This window comes from Flavobacterium chungangensis, from assembly GCF_042654045.1.
In the GTDB taxonomy this organism is placed as follows: domain Bacteria; phylum Bacteroidota; class Bacteroidia; order Flavobacteriales; family Flavobacteriaceae; genus Flavobacterium; species Flavobacterium chungangensis.
This window is the reverse complement of record NZ_JBHSFY010000009.1, coordinates 35,526-50,594: the sequence shown is the minus strand read 5'-3', so window position 1 is coordinate 50,594 and position 15,069 is coordinate 35,526. Positions and strand designations below refer to the sequence as shown.

The following is a 15,069-nucleotide window of genomic DNA, read 5'->3' as shown; positions in this document are numbered from 1 at the left end:
TACTGGTATTTTTAACTTGTACTATTTCAAAATGGTTGCAACTTATAATTTGCAACCACATTTACCATTCAAAAAAGCCTAGTTTTTCTTTTAAACTCTAATTTTAAAAATCAGGAAAAAATCTTACACAACATAAAAATCTCCCGATTATGAAAAATTTAACCACTTTTTTTATCGTAACTCTTTTGGCAGTAACTGCCTGCAAGAAAGAACCATCAAAAGATAATCAAGAAACAGCAACTGCACTGTCTACTGACTCCATAACTGCTATTGCAAAAGAAGCCTGGATATACGGCTATCCAATATTTTATAATTACAAAGCTATTTACTCCAGTGCAATCAATAAAGAAGCCAAAGAATATTCAGGATTTAACAAATTCAAAAGCGTCGCTACAAGCGCAACTCCCGCAGATACTTTAATCATAACCATCAATAACGATACTCCGTATTCAATGGCACCGATTAATGTTTCAGACGAGCCTGTTATTCTTGAAGTGCCAAAAATAGAAAACGACCGATATTATGTAATGCAGTTGGTAGATCTCTACACCTTCAATTTTGAATATGTAGGATCAAGAGCAACTGGCAATAATGCAGGTAAATACCTCATTGCAGGACCAGATTGGAAAGGAGAAACTCCTAAAGGCATTGATAAGGTTTTACATTCTGAAACCAATTTAATATATCTCGTAGGCCGTACTCAGTTGCACAATCCAGCCGATGTATCAAATCTTAAAAAAATACAGGCACAATATAAATTAATTCCGTTGCATGAATATACAAAACAGCCTGCTCCTCCTATAAAAAAATACAATCTCCCTCTGCCAGTCTGGAAAGAAAGCGATTATGGTTCACTTCAATTTATCAGTGCGCTAAATGCTTTATTACAATATGCAAACGAAGATAGCAGCGAAAAAGAACTGAGAAAACGTTTTGCCAAAATTGGAATTGTGCCAGGACAACCTTTTGACAATTCAAAATACTCGCCAGAAACGATAAAAGCAATTGAAAAAGGAATTGCCGAAGCCAAACAAGAACTGAACTCTAAAATAGATAATGTCAAAGATGCGGGAAGCCTTTTTGGCACGCGCGCAGAACTTAAAAACAATTTTCTGAACCGTGCAATTGCCGCAGCTGCTGGAATTTATGGAAACACCAAAGAGGAAGCTGTTTATACTGGAAGTAACGTTGATAAAAACAATCAGCAGCTTTTAGGAAACAATAAATATGTATTAAAATTTACTAAAGATCAGTTGCCTGAAGCCAAATACTTTTGGAGCATCACCATGTATAATCTTCCAAAACGTTTTCTGATTTCAAACCCAATTAACAGATATTCTATTGGCAATAAAACCAAAGGTTTAAAATATGAGTCAAACGGAGATTTAGTTATTTATCTGCAAAGTACTTCTCCTGGAAAAGATAAAGAAAGCAACTGGCTTCCAACACCTAAAGATGAAAAATTCATGTTTGTAATGAGAATTTACGGTCCGCAGCCAAACGTTATTAATAATATCTGGAAAATGCCTCTTCCAGAAATTGCAAAATGAAAATCATAATTTCAGAAATAAAATCATAACCATTTTTCTAATTTTAATTTCAAATAACATGAAAAATTACAAATTACTATCAGGAATATTTCTAGTTACGATATCATTATTGATTTCTTCCTGCAAACAAAATAATGACAAATCAGAAACAGATTCTTCTACATTAAAAGATTCTACTGCTGTGACTTCTGATTCAGTCGCACAAAAAAATAGTGTTCCCGTTACTGCTGCAAATTTTAACCGCGCAGAAACAGATCTCTACTTTACAACTTCGGTTAAAGATGCTGGTGGTATTGGAAATATACATCATTATAGAACTTTAATGCCAATTGACAAACAAGCTGTAATTCGTGCTAACCGAGATGTATTGTATTCTTCTGGAGTTTATGATCTCGATGCTGGACCAATAACCGTTACACTGCCAGATCCCGGAAAACGTTTTATGTCTATGCAGACTATCGACGAAGATCAATATTCTGAAACGTATTACGCTCCTGGAACTTTTACTTTTACAAAGGAAAAAATCGGAACTCGTTATCTGATGTTAGGAATAAGAACTTTTATTGATCCTAACGATCCTAATGATTTACCGAAAGTTACAGCATTGCAAGACGCAATTAAAATTAGCCAAAAAGATAAAGGAACTTTTTCGGTTCCAAATTGGGACCTTGTGAGTCAAAAGAAAGTTAGAGATTCTTTAATTGGTGTTTCTAAAAAATTAACTGATACAAAAGGAATGTTTGGCTTAAAAGGTAAAATTGATGAAACACGCCATTTATTAGGAAGTGCAACAGGATGGGGTGGAAATCCAGAAAAAGATGCACTTTATCTTTCTGTTTATCCTAAAAAAAATGACGGAAAAACGGTCTATAAACTTAAAGTTAAAAATGTTCCTGTTGATGGATTTTGGTCTATAAGCGTATACAATAAAGAAGGTTATTTTGAAAAAAACGATCTTAATATGTATACCTTAAATAACATTACAGCAAAAAAAAATGCTGACGGATCGATCACTATTCAGTTTGGAGGCTGTGACGGAAAAACACCAAATTGTATTCCTGTTGCTGCAGGTTGGAATTATTGGGTTAGACTGTATCGTCCGCACAAAGAGATACTTAATGGCTCATGGAAATTTCCTGAAGCGGTTGAAGTTAAATAAATACCAGCATCAATAAAATTACGGCTTCAGAGAAATCTGGAGCTTTTTACTTTAAATTAACCTCTTAAAAGTTTCATCATTTAAAAACTATATCGTAATATTGCAATATTAATATGTTTATTATGGGAGCAACTAAAACAGAACATTTTACAGACGCACAAAATCAAATTGCTACAATTGCTAAAGCATTAGGGCATCCTGCAAGAATTGCTATAATCGAATATTTACTGCAAGTAAATGAATGTATTTGCGGCGATATTGTAAACGAATTGCCTCTTGCCCAGCCTACCGTTTCTCAGCATCTAAAAGAGTTGAAAAACGCTGGTATCATTAAAGGAAATATTTCTGGAAATGCAATTTGCTATTGTATTGATGAAAAAACAATTGATATTTTAAACTCCTATTTTTTAAACATCACACAAACCATTTCAAAATCAAAATGTTGCTAAAACATTTTTTTTGACTAACTATATCGCAATATTGCAATTAACAAATAAATGAAAACAAGATGAAATTATCAGAAATAAAACAGATTTTACCAACATTAGATAATGTTGAATTTCAATTAGAAAATGGAACTTTTGTACCAGAACATTTTCATGTGACAGAAGTTGGGGTAATTACCAAAAATTTTATTGATTGCGGCGGCGTAATCAGAAATGAAAAAGCAGTAAACTTTCAGCTTTGGGATGCTAACGATTTTGAACATCGTTTAAAACCTAATAAACTATTGAACATCATTCAGCTGTCTGAGGATAAACTAAACATCGAAGACTTAGAAATTGAAGTAGAATACCAAAGCAATACAATTGGTAAATATGATTTAGAATTTAATGGAAAAACGTTTATTCTAAAAAATAAAACAACGGCTTGTTTAGCACAAGATGCGTGTGGTATTCCAGCTGAGAAACAAAAGATCAATCTTACTCAACTAACCAATGACAATGCTTCATGCTGTACTCCAAATTCAGGATGCTGCTAAAAAATGAAAGAACAAATCTTTAAATACAAGAAACCAATTATAATAACCTCATCTGTTATTTTACTGCAGCTCATTTTCGGTTTTGAACCCAAATTCTGCATCATAAATATCATTTGGTTATTTGTTTAATTATGAAAAAGAAAATATTAATACTTTGTACAGGCAATAGCTGTAGAAGTCAGATTGCTGAAGGCTACATGAAATTTTTTGCAGGAAATAAAGCTGAGGTTTACAGCGCTGGTGTAGAAACTCATGGCGTTAATCCAAAAGCTATTTCCATAATGAAAGAGGATGGAATAGATATTTCAAATCATACATCGAATAAGATTGATGAATATACTGATATCGATTTTGACTTTGTCATTACGGTTTGTGATAATGCTAAAGAGCGATGCCCGTTTTTTCCAACCAACGCTGTTAAATATCATTACAACTTTCCTGATCCTGCAAAAGCAACAGGAACAGATTCTGAAATCATGGAGCAATTTAGAAGCGTTAGAGAGCTGATAAAAGAGTATTGCAAAAATTTTGTCGCAGAAAATTTAAATTAACATTATTTAATATTCCGTTAGGAATATCTCGTCGGTAGAAAAAAAATAATATTGTTTTGCAGTGTGTCCTGTAGGGACACCTGATTTTAGGGAAATAAAAAATACGTTCAATTAATCAAACGTTCCTACGGAACGTATAATCATGGTTCATATTTAATTTTTACCAACGAGACGTTCCTACGGAACGTATATTTCTGATTCAATCTTATTTCTACCAACGAAACATTCATATGGAATCAACATAATTTAATGTCACTCCTCTGGAGCTTTTTGATCATGGGGTTTGGAATTTCTACAAATATTTTGCTCCGCTGGAGCACAATTCAAATTCATTTCTACCTATGAGACATTCCTACGGAATGAATAGCTTCAAATGTATTTGGAGCTTTTTTACTTAACCTCAACACTAGATTCTTTAATCTGCATTTCATTAATGATATCCAACAATTCCATTTCATCTGTTGGAAATAATTGAAGCGCTTGTTCCAAAACCAATCCAACATCTATAGACAGCTTTTGTCCATTATCTTGTTCTAATGCCAAAATACACAGTTTTAGCATATTTGTTATTACACAGCCTAATTCGGAGTAATTTAAAACATTGATTTCTGCGTTGTAACCTTTATCAGCCGATTTTAAAATATTTAAATATTGAGCTGATTGTTTTTTTAGGTACTCTATTTCTACCGCTTCCATTCTTTGAATTTTATATCATTTTCAATAATTCAAATGTCATAATATATTTTCACTAATCGGTTATCTTATATGATAACAATGCTTAATATTCCGTTAGGAATATCTCGTCGGTAGAAAAAAAAATAATATCGTTTTGCATTGTGTCCTGTAGGGACACCTGATTTGCGAAAATTTTACCAATCAAACGTTCCTACGGAACGTATAATCATGGTTCATATTTAAATTCTACCAACGAGACGTTCCTACGGAACGTATATTTTTGATTCAAATCTCGTTTCTACCGACGAAACATTCCTACGGAATGAGTTGCTTCAAAAATCTGGTTTGTATTTTTAAACATGACTTCATTATATATAAAAACCAAAAATGCGCAAATCCAAAAGGACTTACGCATTTTCTGATGAAACATTATAAAAAACGTCGTTTATCTTCTTCTTCCGCCGCCTCCGCCACCGAAGCCACCGCCTCCCATACTACGAGATCCGCCTCCCATTTGTCCTGCGCTTGGTCTTGATGAAGCACCTCCTCCTCTATTAAAATTGGAGTTTGAAGAACTTCCTCTATTAAGATTTGAAGTCCCGGCACTTGGTGATGCACTCTGGCGGGTTCTTCCAGATGCACTAGTATTTCCTGCCCGATTGGTGTTTCCTGTCGATGGTCGTGTGCTTGCAGAATTACGCGAACCTCCACGATTGGTATTATATCGGTTATTAACAGAATTGTCTCGCACTGTATTAGATCTCATTTTATTATTGTTGTAATTATTGAAGTTGTTTCTGTTATTAATAATCACATTATTACCGCCATGATAATGCCCGCCATGATAACCATGATGATGGTAGTAATGGTTGTGACGATAAATTCCAACCGCCATTACGGTAAAAGCGGCGAAGTAAGGCGGATAAAATCCGTAATAATATGGAGGATAATAGGGTACATAAGCTGGTGAATATACATATTGTACAATGGGCACCGTTTCTACTACAACCGCAGTTACGGCTGGCGCGCTTTGTACGGGTTCATCTCCTGTATAGGCAGGATTTGCTGTTTTTGCTGGTGAAGATTTAGCAACTGGCTCAATGACATAATCTTTTCCGTACAGCAGCTCATCGCCTACAATCTGCATTTTTACCTTTCCATTTTTGTCTTTATCAACCAAAATAACGGCAACATCTTGATTTTCTTTTTTGTTTACAGCAACTTGAAGAACGAAAGTAAACGAATTACCATTTTTCTTTGTGACTACTTTTATAAAGTCCACTTTTTTATCCAGATTCAAATCCAGATTATTGATTCCTGTTTTCTCCAGATTCAGATTTTTTTCAAATTCTTCAATGGTTTTTGATTTCTGAAACAAGCTCATCACAGCATAAAGATCAAGATTGTCTCCAGGAAGCCCTAGTTCTGGTCCATCTTTATCGGCTTGACAAAAAATCAACTGGGCAGACATGATTAATGCAACTGTCAAATATTTTGTAAATATCTTTATCATAGTAAGAGTATAAAATATTAATAAGAAGAGTAGAAAATCATTCTTTTAAACTTTCTATTCTGTACCCAGAAATTTTCTAATTTACTTTGGTTTTATCCAATTCGCCAATAAAAGGAATGGCATTCTGAATTTCGGCTCGTATGGTTACTTGCAGATACTGTTCGAGCTGTACAAATTTTGCAGCATTGATTCCGCCAATAGCTTTAACCAATTTAGAATGTGTTTTAGCAAGCAGTTTTTCAGCTTCTTGATTGTACTTTAAATTGGATGAGGTTAATTCTGTGGCTTTAGCATCGCTCAAAGTGGCATAATTTTTCGCATAATCTTCTAGAATTTGAATCTTCTTCTGACTTAAAGCTTTACGTTCTGTTTCGTATTTGTCGTAAATAGGCTGAAATGCAGCTGCCTGTACATCGGTCAAACCCAAATATTCTTTAACCACTTCTGCCTTAGATTTTCCGTAAAGGTCTTGTATTAATTTAATCTCATCAACAGAACCTTGCGCATTGGCATTTAATCCAAAAGCCAACAAGAGTATAAATAGTATCTTTTTCATAATTTTTATTTTATAATTTATTATGCCGAATGTTGTTTTAAAGGAAATCCTTAATTATTCTACTAATCCATCAGAAGCACTCATGTCTCTTACGCACACATATTTGCCATCTCTTTTTTCAAAATAACTCATATAGTTTCCCGTATTAATTGGTGTTTTGGTAGAATCTGTCACTTTATAATAGCCTACTTCTAAAACCATATTACCATCGCGAGAGACAAAAACTTCTTTGGTTTCAAATGATATTATATTGGTATTATTGGCCAAATCTGATTTTAAAAATTCGTATCTCGCTTCTTTACCAATTAGTGGAGGTCTGTTTTGATAAAATGTAATAGCATCATCTGCATAGTAACCAATCTCTTTTAGCTGGCCAGCATTGTATGTTGCCGCATATTCATTTTCTTTTGCCTGAATTTCTTTCTTGACCTGTTTTAAATCAATCACAACATTCTCTTCTTTTTTTGTATTGCAGGAAACCAATAAAAAACAGAACCCTGCGAAAACCGCTCTTGTTATTATTTTATTTTTCATATGCATGTAAATTTTCAAGTTGATATAAATTTTATTTTCCACTACAAGCCACTCAAAAAATAGGTTTGTAAATACAGTTTTTTTAATAATTCAATTCGACGTTCAGCATCCCAATTACTCCTTTTGATCCCACTTGAGTAGGATAACTTAAATATCCTACTGGCGAATGACTTTCGTACATTACTTCTGGGTTTATGCGGAAAAATTTGGTTTTAAAAGGAAACCAATTCAATCCGCAGGTTACTTCCCACGGTTTACCGTAATCTCCATTTATATAAGAATAAGTGCTGTACAATTGCAGTTTTTTATCCACAAGCATTGCAGAACCTTGAAGCGAAAAACCAGAATCATAGAGTTTGGTTACCGGAATTTGTCCAGATGTTTCAAAATCTGACAGCCAGCGCATAAACAATTCTACATCAAAAGAAAAACCGTTGTATTTAACTCCAGTATTAAAAGATGCCATCTGATACTTTGCATTGATTACCTGCGTATTTGGAGCAAAAGCATTTAAAGAAAAAATACCTGTACCATCAGATAATCTTATTTGAGAGTTTTCGGGTGCGTCTGTATCAGGCTGAGACTGGCGATTTTCGGTGCTTCGCGTAAAAGCTCCTCCTAGAATAGTGGCCACTTTATCGTGTTTTTCGTAATCGCCGTAGGTTGGTATTTTCCCGAAATTATGGGTTGTCCACCAGATGGCTCCACTCCAAGTATCTAATTTATTGTCTAACTGACCAGCATCTACACCTAACTGGCTAAGGTTGTTGCCTAACATTACTTTATAGTAAACATTTTTTGCAATTTCACCCTGTGCATAAATACCAGTTGTAAAAGAACCTCTGAAATATTCATCAGCAATTGGTCTGGCATCAGATCGGAGCCATTCTGGCCATTGACCTAAAATAGAACGAACAGACGGCAGACCATTAATGCCAATTCCTAATTCAAAATATTTATTAAACTTATATTGTAAATTTCCTGCTACAACAACCTGTGCACCTTGTCCTAAAGTTGCGTTTGAGGTCCAGACGAAAACCGTATATCTTATTTTTGGATCGGCAACCCAGCCTCGAAAATAAAGGTTGGCCTTTTGAAACTGCATGTCTTGACGTCTATCAATAGCAATAACGTCTCCGTTATGATTGGTATAACTGTCATCTATACCCATTTGATTTAGATATCGGCCTAAAACATAAAAAGAAAGGGTCATTGAACCATATTTGCCGTCTGCGATCTTAAAACCAGTGCCTCCGCGATGTCCTTCATCGGATTCTTTTACAATAGTACTATCTGGCATGGTGGTATTCATAATTTGTCCCCACGAAAAATGGTATACAAATAATACTATTAGAATATATCTTGATTTCATATTAATGGCTTTTAATTATTTTTAAGAAAACTTAACTTTACAAATAAAAATTACTGCTTAACATTGACCGCTTCCCAGGCACGTACTTTTTTACGCGCGGCATCAAAAAGTTTTATATAATTCTGTTTTCTAATTTTTTCGCTTGTTTCAGGTTTGAGAGCTTTCCAAAGTGGCTGGTACTTCTCGTAAACCGCCATGTAAAATTTTTGATCTGGAGGCGCAACGACATCTGTTCCAAATAAAAAACGGTCGGGATATTGATCCATTAACTCGGCGCATTTTTTAATGATTTCTGGCGATGATACGATGTATTTGGCAACCTCATCCCAAGAAATATCAAAATAAACGTTTGAATACGCTGGATCGTCCAGTATGCTTTTCACAATATCCGTATGATTTGGCGGTCTATCAGTTGAAGAATCAGATCCGTAACCTGCAGGATAAACAATTCTTCCGAGCCCGATGTGCGCCCAGATTATGGTGGTTTTAGAATGACGTTTGAGCAAATCTCTCATATCACTCAAATAAACTGGCTCTGTTTTTTGTTTGGCCATTGGCATATCCATATCGTTATGCAGAATAACTACCAGACCAACTTTTCCAGCAAAATCCATAATGCTGTCTAAAGCAGGATTTGTTAAGCTGGCAACTTCGCCCGATACTTTTGCAGATACAAATTCTTTGTGTATCGAAAATTCTCCAATTCCTGTAAAAACCCCTGGAAAAGTTTTCAGCACACGCTCAATATGTTTGTACGCATACATATCTGACGGATTAAATCCTGTAATCATCGGATCAAATCGAGCCTGTTTCTCTTTACTTAACGATTTATACTGCATGGCAATAAAGGCATCAGTAAAAGAATAATAGTACAAAGGAGCATCGGTCTGCAAATAATACGTCGGACTATAATTACCCGAATTTTGGTAAGACCATTGCTGCTGCAACGGAATACCGAATAAGGTAGAACGCCCGACCTTGTTTCCCATAATTTCCAAGAACTTATCAATAGAAATTCCTTCTTGTATATAATTGGTCAAATGAAAATGACTGTCATTAAATAAATAGTCCTCTTTTTTTTGTCCAAACAAGACAATAGACTGTATGCATAAAAGAAACAGCGTCAAAATCAGTTTTATTTTCGTCTGCATACTTATTCGGGTTTTGATTTAACTTAAGTTGTGATTCCAAATCATAAAAGACTTATTTTTTTGGAGTAACGATATACGGGTTTACACCCAGGTCTTTTGCTATATCAAAAATGGCTTTTTGAGCTTTTACACTATTTCCTGCTGCATTAAGCGGAGGCGAAATAACTGCAATTCCGAATTTACCCGGACAGACTGCAATAAGGCCACCACCAACACCACTTTTTGCGGGCAGACCTACAGCGTAGAGCCATTGTCCAGAATCGTCATAAAGTCCGGCTGTAGACATAATTCCCATTGTAAATGCGCAAGTTTCTGGCGAAACTACTTTCTCTTTCGTAATTGGGTTTACACCTCCATTGGCCAAAGTTGCTGCCATAACCGCAAGTTCTTTTGCATTAACATTAATAGCGCATTGTTTGGTGTAGATATCGGTAGATTGAACAGGGTCAAAATACATTCGACCATACGCCAATAATAAGTGCGCAATAGCTTGATTTCGCAAATTGTCTCCTGCTTCACTAATATAAACAGGCATATTCAATTTCAGTTTGGTTCCTGCAAAAGCATTATGTGTATCTAAGATGTTTTTCCATTTAGCAAGAGAATCATTTCCTTTTATAAGACTCACCGCTGCAATTGCTCCCGGATTTACCAAAGGATTAATTTCTTTTCCTTTCTGAAGTTCAACGGCTACAATCGAATTAAAACGAAGACCAGTTGCATCAACTCCAATTTTGTCTGCCACAACTCTTGCCCCTTGTTCTTCTATAAGACGCGCGAGCGTAAATACTTTTGAAATAGATTGGATAGAAACACGCTGGTTTAGATCGCCTTTACTATACACTTTACCTTCAGCTGTTACAATAGCAATTCCAAAAATGTTCGGATCTACATTGGCCAATTCTTTTATATAATCTGCATTTTTACCTTCTTTCAGATCTTTGAATTTATCATAAGCGCGATCAATAACGGCCTGATAGGATAATTCTTTCTGAGCAGCTGCTTTAAACGATGGGTTTATCAGCATCAAGAGTATTAGGATTACTAATTTTAGATTTGTTTTCATTTTGTTTTTTTTAATTGGTTTGTTTTTTTAATCCTTTCAGAATTAAAAACAATGCTTAATATTCTTCAAATATCTTTTGAAGTTCAGCAAGACTTCTCTGTTTCAGCAATGCTATTGACAATAAGATTCTAGATTTCTGCGGATTCAAAGCGTATGAAGCAATTAATCCAAGTTCATCATCATTGCATTCCACATTACGACTTACAAGTCCAGTCGCAACGCGTGTGCTTCGAACTACAATAATTCCTTTTTTACTGGCTCGTGCGCAAGCATCTAGAGAAGCTTTGTTCATATTTCCATTTCCTACACCCGCTATAACAATTCCTTTAGCCCCTCGTTCTATCGAAGCATCAATTAAATCTGGTTTCATATCGGCATCGGCATAAATAATATCGACGCGTGGAAAAGTGCTAACGCCTTTCACATCAAACTCTGAAGATTTCCCAAATTTTTGACTAGGATAATTAAAGAAATCATTGGTTCCGTAAGAAGTAATACCGATAAGTCCGCGAAGCGGAGACATGAAAGTCTGAACGGCTGTTGTGCTCACCTTTGTTAAAGATTGTGCCGAATGAATCCAATCGTTCATTACTAAAAGCACTCCGCGTCCTTTTGCTTTAGGATCACCAGCCACCGCGATAGCATTATAAAGATTCAAAGGTCCGTCTGCACTAATGGCTGTTGATGGGCGCATCGACCCTACAAGTACTATTGGTTTATCTGTTTTTGTAGTTAGATTTAAAAAATAGGCCGTTTCTTCCATTGTATCGGTTCCGTGTGTAATTACAAAACCGTTTACATCATTGCTATTGGCCAATTCGTTAATTCTATTGGCTACTTTCATCATAATTTCAAACGACATGTCTTGAGATCCGACATTTGCAATTTGTTCACCTTTTATATCTGCCACTTTTAAAGCATCTGGAATTGCATTTACCATTGCATCAATGGTAACTTGACCCGAAGTATATCCTGACTGTACTCCAGTTTTAGCAGAACCCGCAATTGTTCCTCCTGTTGCCAAGATTAGAACTTTAGGTTTAGTCTGCCCGAACATGCTAATACTAAGTGACAACATTATCACTAAAAATATTTTACTGCAAAAGTATATATTTAATTTCATGGGTATTTTAGTTTAAGTTTGATGGTTATTTTTGACCTGTTAAGGTTGCTGGATCAAGAAGTTTCTTAATCTGATCTTCTGTCAGCAATTTCTTTTCGCGTATCAGCTCCAAGATTCCTTTATTGGTTGCCAGTGCTTCTTTGGCCAGTTCAGTTGTTTTTTCATATCCTAAAATAGGATTCAGTGCCGTTACCACGCCAACGCTTCTGTCCATATAATGCGCTAAAATGTCTTTGTTTACTGTAATACCATCGATACAGTTTTTTCTAAAGAGAGGCATTGCTTTAAAAAACAATCCTTGCGATTCCATCATGGCAATGGCTTCAACAGGTTCAAAAGCATTTAATTGCAGTAATCCAGATTGGGCAGCCATTGTTACCGTCAGATCATTTCCTATCACTTTAAAGCACAACTGATTCATAAGTTCTGGCATAACCGGATTTACTTTACCTGGCATAATCGAAGATCCTGGCTGCAGTGCTGGCAAATTGATTTCGAAAAATCCTGTACGTGGTCCAGAAGCCAAAATGATCAAATCACTGCTTATTTTTGCCAATGCAACGGCCATACTTTTAAGTGTCGAAGAATACATTACAAATCCCTGCTGACTTGTTGTGGCTGCAATAAGGTCTTTGCTCATTACAATTGGTTTTCCTGTAATTTTCGCAAGATGTGCTGCCACTTTTTCAGCATAACCTGGAGAAGCGGTAATTCCAGTCCCTATAGCTGTAGCTCCCATGTTCTGTTCGCACAAGAAAGACTCAGATTTTTTTAAAGCACTAATTTCTGCATCAAGCTGATTTCCGAAAGCATGAAACTCCTGCCCAACCGTCATCGGTACAGCATCCTGTCCTTCGGTTCTTCCCATTTTTAGGATGTCTTTAAATTCATCACCTTTTTTATGGAAAGCTTTAGCCAAAAGGTCGGCCTCTTTAAGCAGTTTATCATTATGAAGCAGTAAGGCTACTTTTATAGCTGTTGGGTACACATCGTTTGTAGATTGCCCCATATTAAGATCATCATGAGGTTCAATGTATTGATATTCTCCTTTTTTATGACCGCTTAGTTCAAGCGCAATATTGGCCAAAACTTCGTTCACATTCATATTGGCAGAAGTACCGGCTCCACCTTGATACAAATCGACCAAAAACTGATCATGATATTTGCCGTCGATTACCGCTTGACAAGCTTTTTCTATAGCAGCCAACCTGTCTTTTTTAAGTCGGCCCACATCAGCATTGGCACGTGCAGCGGCTAGTTTAACCATTGCAAAAGCTTTTACATAGTCAGGATAAGATTGCGTAGTCAAGCTACTTATCTGAAAATTTTCTAAAGCGCGAGCAGTTTGCACACCGTAATAAGCATTTGCTGGGATTTGTTTTTCTCCTAGAAGATCTTTTTCAGTTCGAGTCTGAGCATTCAAAGTACTTACAGACAATCCGAACAGTATCAGGTATTGTACAGTTTTATACATAATTTCTTTTTTTAATGGTTTAAAAGCAGGAGGCTTTTATTGATTCTTTTTATAAAATGATTGTGAGAAGTTATATTTGAAAGAAAACTGCAGCTTGTTTATAGAAGTGCTCCATCCATCGTTAAAATTTTCACGATTACCCCACTGAAACTCCACTCCTACCATACAGTTTTTAACGGGCGTATATAAAAGATTTCCTAATATATATTGTCCCTTTTTAAAAGCATCGTCTGTCTGTCCGTCTGAATTATCGATATCAATCATAGAATATCCTATTGCGGTACTAAATTTTTCGCTCCAAGTATGATCTAAAAAAGCTACAACACCAATTAAAGGGAGCGTAACACCTTTTACAGGCGTTACCGGATTACCAAAATTGTTTTGAATACCAATATCGACTGGAGCGTCGTTCATGTAGTTTTGTATTCCTTCTCCGTACACAACCTGTCCTCTAAAAACATCATTTTTACTAAAATTGATGTTCGTGCTTAAATTAAGCCCCCAGCCTACAGCATCTCCAGACAAATCATACTGATCATTATTTAGATCTTTCCATTCGATTTTTCTTACGATACCTGCTAATTCCACATAACCCCATTTTGTTCCAACATGATATTCTGCTGAAAGATCTGGCAATGGAAATCTCGCTTTTACATCTTGCAGTTCCACACGATTGGCATAATCTCCCTGATCGGCACTTGCTCCGGGTCTTTCTAATGCAATGGTTAAACGGGTATCGCCTTGAATTGGCATATAGCGTATTTGTATATTTCTAAAAAACACCATTCCAGTTGGTCCCCAATATTCTAGCGAATTTGGGAATACGCCAATATCCATAAAAGGGCTCCAGGTTTGTCCTGCTCCAAATTTTCCTAACTCCGCATAGGCATGACGCAAACGAAAAGTAGTCTGACCAGCATCGACACCCGTACCGAATAATTCAAACTCAAACTGTGTTTTTAATTCGCCAATTCCTGTATCAAAGTAATTTTTAAAACCTAATCTGGTCTGGCGTACAGAGGCGTAGTAGCTGCCATCTGGTCCGTATTGATTTTCGAAGGCTGGCAGTTTAGTAGGCCTCACCACATCGTACCAATCTGGCTGTATCTGATTGAAATTATAACCAATATCGGTCATAATAAAACCGTAAATTTCCATGCTCTTATTTCCTTCATCTTGAGCTTGGGCAAAAGTTGTTATGAGAAAACAAATTATAATGGCCAGATGCTTCATCTTCGCCATTTGCAAAAACTTTTTTTTCATAATGATTATAGTTTGTTTAGTATGGGATATAACCTTAATCTGATTTTTGCAGTCCTGGCTTAAAATAAAAATCACATTATTTTAAAAAATCGATATTGTC

Annotated in this window: 15 protein-coding genes; 5 read left to right on the top strand and 10 right to left on the bottom strand. The window is 35.7% G+C overall.

Going from position 1 to position 15,069, the window contains the following annotated elements; translation table 11 throughout:
• Window positions 1-149: 149 nt before the first annotated feature.
• From ACFO3N_RS15205 to ACFO3N_RS15185, 5 genes are all read left to right on the top strand, one after another.
• Entirely contained in the window at window positions 150-1,550 is a 1,401-nt protein-coding gene (locus ACFO3N_RS15205) for a DUF1254 domain-containing protein (RefSeq protein WP_379799015.1), read from the top strand.
• Between the two features lie 58 nt (window positions 1,551-1,608).
• Complete coding sequence (locus tag ACFO3N_RS15200) at window positions 1,609-2,709, top strand: DUF1214 domain-containing protein (protein WP_379799013.1); 1,101 nt, start codon at window positions 1,609-1,611, stop codon at window positions 2,707-2,709.
• Window positions 2,710-2,831: 122 nt separating this feature from the next.
• Window positions 2,832-3,158 (top strand): ArsR/SmtB family transcription factor, encoded by a 327-nt coding sequence (locus tag ACFO3N_RS15195; protein WP_095928690.1) that lies wholly within the window; start codon window positions 2,832-2,834, stop codon window positions 3,156-3,158.
• A 59-nt stretch (window positions 3,159-3,217) separates the two neighbouring features.
• Window positions 3,218-3,691 (top strand): DUF6428 family protein, encoded by a 474-nt coding sequence (locus tag ACFO3N_RS15190; RefSeq protein WP_379799010.1) that lies wholly within the window; start codon window positions 3,218-3,220, stop codon window positions 3,689-3,691.
• Between the two features lie 131 nt (window positions 3,692-3,822).
• Window positions 3,823-4,242: an arsenate reductase ArsC gene (locus ACFO3N_RS15185; RefSeq protein WP_379799008.1), complete on the top strand. Its 420-nt coding sequence runs from the start codon at window positions 3,823-3,825 to the stop codon at window positions 4,240-4,242.
• Window positions 4,243-4,632: 390 nt separating this feature from the next.
• Here the strand turns inward: ACFO3N_RS15185 and ACFO3N_RS15180 are convergent, their stop codons facing one another.
• From ACFO3N_RS15180 to ACFO3N_RS15135, 10 genes are all read right to left on the bottom strand, one after another.
• The gene (locus ACFO3N_RS15180) at window positions 4,633-4,938 is read right to left on the bottom strand and encodes a hypothetical protein (RefSeq protein ID WP_379799006.1); all 306 of its coding nucleotides are present in this window, start codon (window positions 4,936-4,938) and stop codon (window positions 4,633-4,635) included.
• Between the two features lie 424 nt (window positions 4,939-5,362).
• Window positions 5,363-6,430, bottom strand: coding sequence for a hypothetical protein (locus tag ACFO3N_RS15175; protein ID WP_379799004.1), 1,068 nt, complete (start codon window positions 6,428-6,430; stop codon window positions 5,363-5,365).
• A gap of 76 nt (window positions 6,431-6,506) precedes the next feature.
• Window positions 6,507-6,986 (bottom strand): hypothetical protein, encoded by a 480-nt coding sequence (locus ACFO3N_RS15170; RefSeq protein WP_379799002.1) that lies wholly within the window; start codon window positions 6,984-6,986, stop codon window positions 6,507-6,509.
• A gap of 54 nt (window positions 6,987-7,040) precedes the next feature.
• Window positions 7,041-7,520 (bottom strand): YybH family protein, encoded by a 480-nt coding sequence (locus ACFO3N_RS15165; RefSeq protein WP_379799000.1) that lies wholly within the window; start codon window positions 7,518-7,520, stop codon window positions 7,041-7,043.
• A gap of 82 nt (window positions 7,521-7,602) precedes the next feature.
• A complete protein-coding gene (locus tag ACFO3N_RS15160) occupies window positions 7,603-8,892 on the bottom strand; it encodes a hypothetical protein (protein WP_379798998.1) in 1,290 nt (429 codons plus the stop codon).
• A 50-nt stretch (window positions 8,893-8,942) separates the two neighbouring features.
• Window positions 8,943-10,043 (bottom strand): amidohydrolase family protein, encoded by a 1,101-nt coding sequence (locus tag ACFO3N_RS15155; RefSeq protein WP_379798996.1) that lies wholly within the window; start codon window positions 10,041-10,043, stop codon window positions 8,943-8,945.
• A gap of 52 nt (window positions 10,044-10,095) precedes the next feature.
• Window positions 10,096-11,109, bottom strand: a complete 1,014-nt coding sequence (gene glsA, locus ACFO3N_RS15150; RefSeq protein WP_379798994.1) for a glutaminase A — start codon at window positions 11,107-11,109, stop codon at window positions 10,096-10,098.
• 55 nt (window positions 11,110-11,164) lie between these two features.
• Window positions 11,165-12,232, bottom strand: a complete 1,068-nt coding sequence (locus tag ACFO3N_RS15145; RefSeq protein ID WP_379798992.1) for a type II asparaginase — start codon at window positions 12,230-12,232, stop codon at window positions 11,165-11,167.
• A gap of 25 nt (window positions 12,233-12,257) precedes the next feature.
• Window positions 12,258-13,706: an aspartate ammonia-lyase gene (locus ACFO3N_RS15140; RefSeq protein WP_379798990.1), complete on the bottom strand. Its 1,449-nt coding sequence runs from the start codon at window positions 13,704-13,706 to the stop codon at window positions 12,258-12,260.
• A gap of 36 nt (window positions 13,707-13,742) precedes the next feature.
• On the bottom strand, window positions 13,743-14,969 hold the full coding sequence (locus ACFO3N_RS15135; RefSeq protein WP_379798988.1) for a DcaP family trimeric outer membrane transporter: 1,227 nt from the start codon (window positions 14,967-14,969) through the stop codon (window positions 13,743-13,745).
• Window positions 14,970-15,069: the final 100 nt, after the last annotated feature.

Excerpts from the sequence above, each read along its gene's own strand:
- ACFO3N_RS15195 (WP_095928690.1), top strand. The coding sequence starts at position 2,832 with ATGGGAGCAACTAAAACAGAACATTTTACAGACGCACAAAATCAAATT.
- ACFO3N_RS15140 (WP_379798990.1), bottom strand. The coding sequence starts at position 13,706 with ATGTATAAAACTGTACAATACCTGATACTGTTCGGATTGTCTGTAAGT.
- ACFO3N_RS15205 (WP_379799015.1), top strand. The coding sequence starts at position 150 with ATGAAAAATTTAACCACTTTTTTTATCGTAACTCTTTTGGCAGTAACT.
- ACFO3N_RS15145 (WP_379798992.1), bottom strand. The coding sequence starts at position 12,232 with ATGAAATTAAATATATACTTTTGCAGTAAAATATTTTTAGTGATAATG.
- glsA (WP_379798994.1), bottom strand. The coding sequence starts at position 11,109 with ATGAAAACAAATCTAAAATTAGTAATCCTAATACTCTTGATGCTGATA.
- ACFO3N_RS15200 (WP_379799013.1), top strand. The coding sequence starts at position 1,609 with ATGAAAAATTACAAATTACTATCAGGAATATTTCTAGTTACGATATCA.
- ACFO3N_RS15190 (WP_379799010.1), top strand. The coding sequence starts at position 3,218 with ATGAAATTATCAGAAATAAAACAGATTTTACCAACATTAGATAATGTT.
- ACFO3N_RS15170 (WP_379799002.1), bottom strand. The coding sequence starts at position 6,986 with ATGAAAAAGATACTATTTATACTCTTGTTGGCTTTTGGATTAAATGCC.
- ACFO3N_RS15135 (WP_379798988.1), bottom strand. The coding sequence starts at position 14,969 with ATGAAAAAAAAGTTTTTGCAAATGGCGAAGATGAAGCATCTGGCCATT.
- ACFO3N_RS15175 (WP_379799004.1), bottom strand. The coding sequence starts at position 6,430 with ATGATAAAGATATTTACAAAATATTTGACAGTTGCATTAATCATGTCT.
- ACFO3N_RS15185 (WP_379799008.1), top strand. The coding sequence starts at position 3,823 with ATGAAAAAGAAAATATTAATACTTTGTACAGGCAATAGCTGTAGAAGT.
- ACFO3N_RS15180 (WP_379799006.1), bottom strand. The coding sequence starts at position 4,938 with ATGGAAGCGGTAGAAATAGAGTACCTAAAAAAACAATCAGCTCAATAT.
- ACFO3N_RS15155 (WP_379798996.1), bottom strand. The coding sequence starts at position 10,043 with ATGCAGACGAAAATAAAACTGATTTTGACGCTGTTTCTTTTATGCATA.
- ACFO3N_RS15160 (WP_379798998.1), bottom strand. The coding sequence starts at position 8,892 with ATGAAATCAAGATATATTCTAATAGTATTATTTGTATACCATTTTTCG.
- ACFO3N_RS15165 (WP_379799000.1), bottom strand. The coding sequence starts at position 7,520 with ATGAAAAATAAAATAATAACAAGAGCGGTTTTCGCAGGGTTCTGTTTT.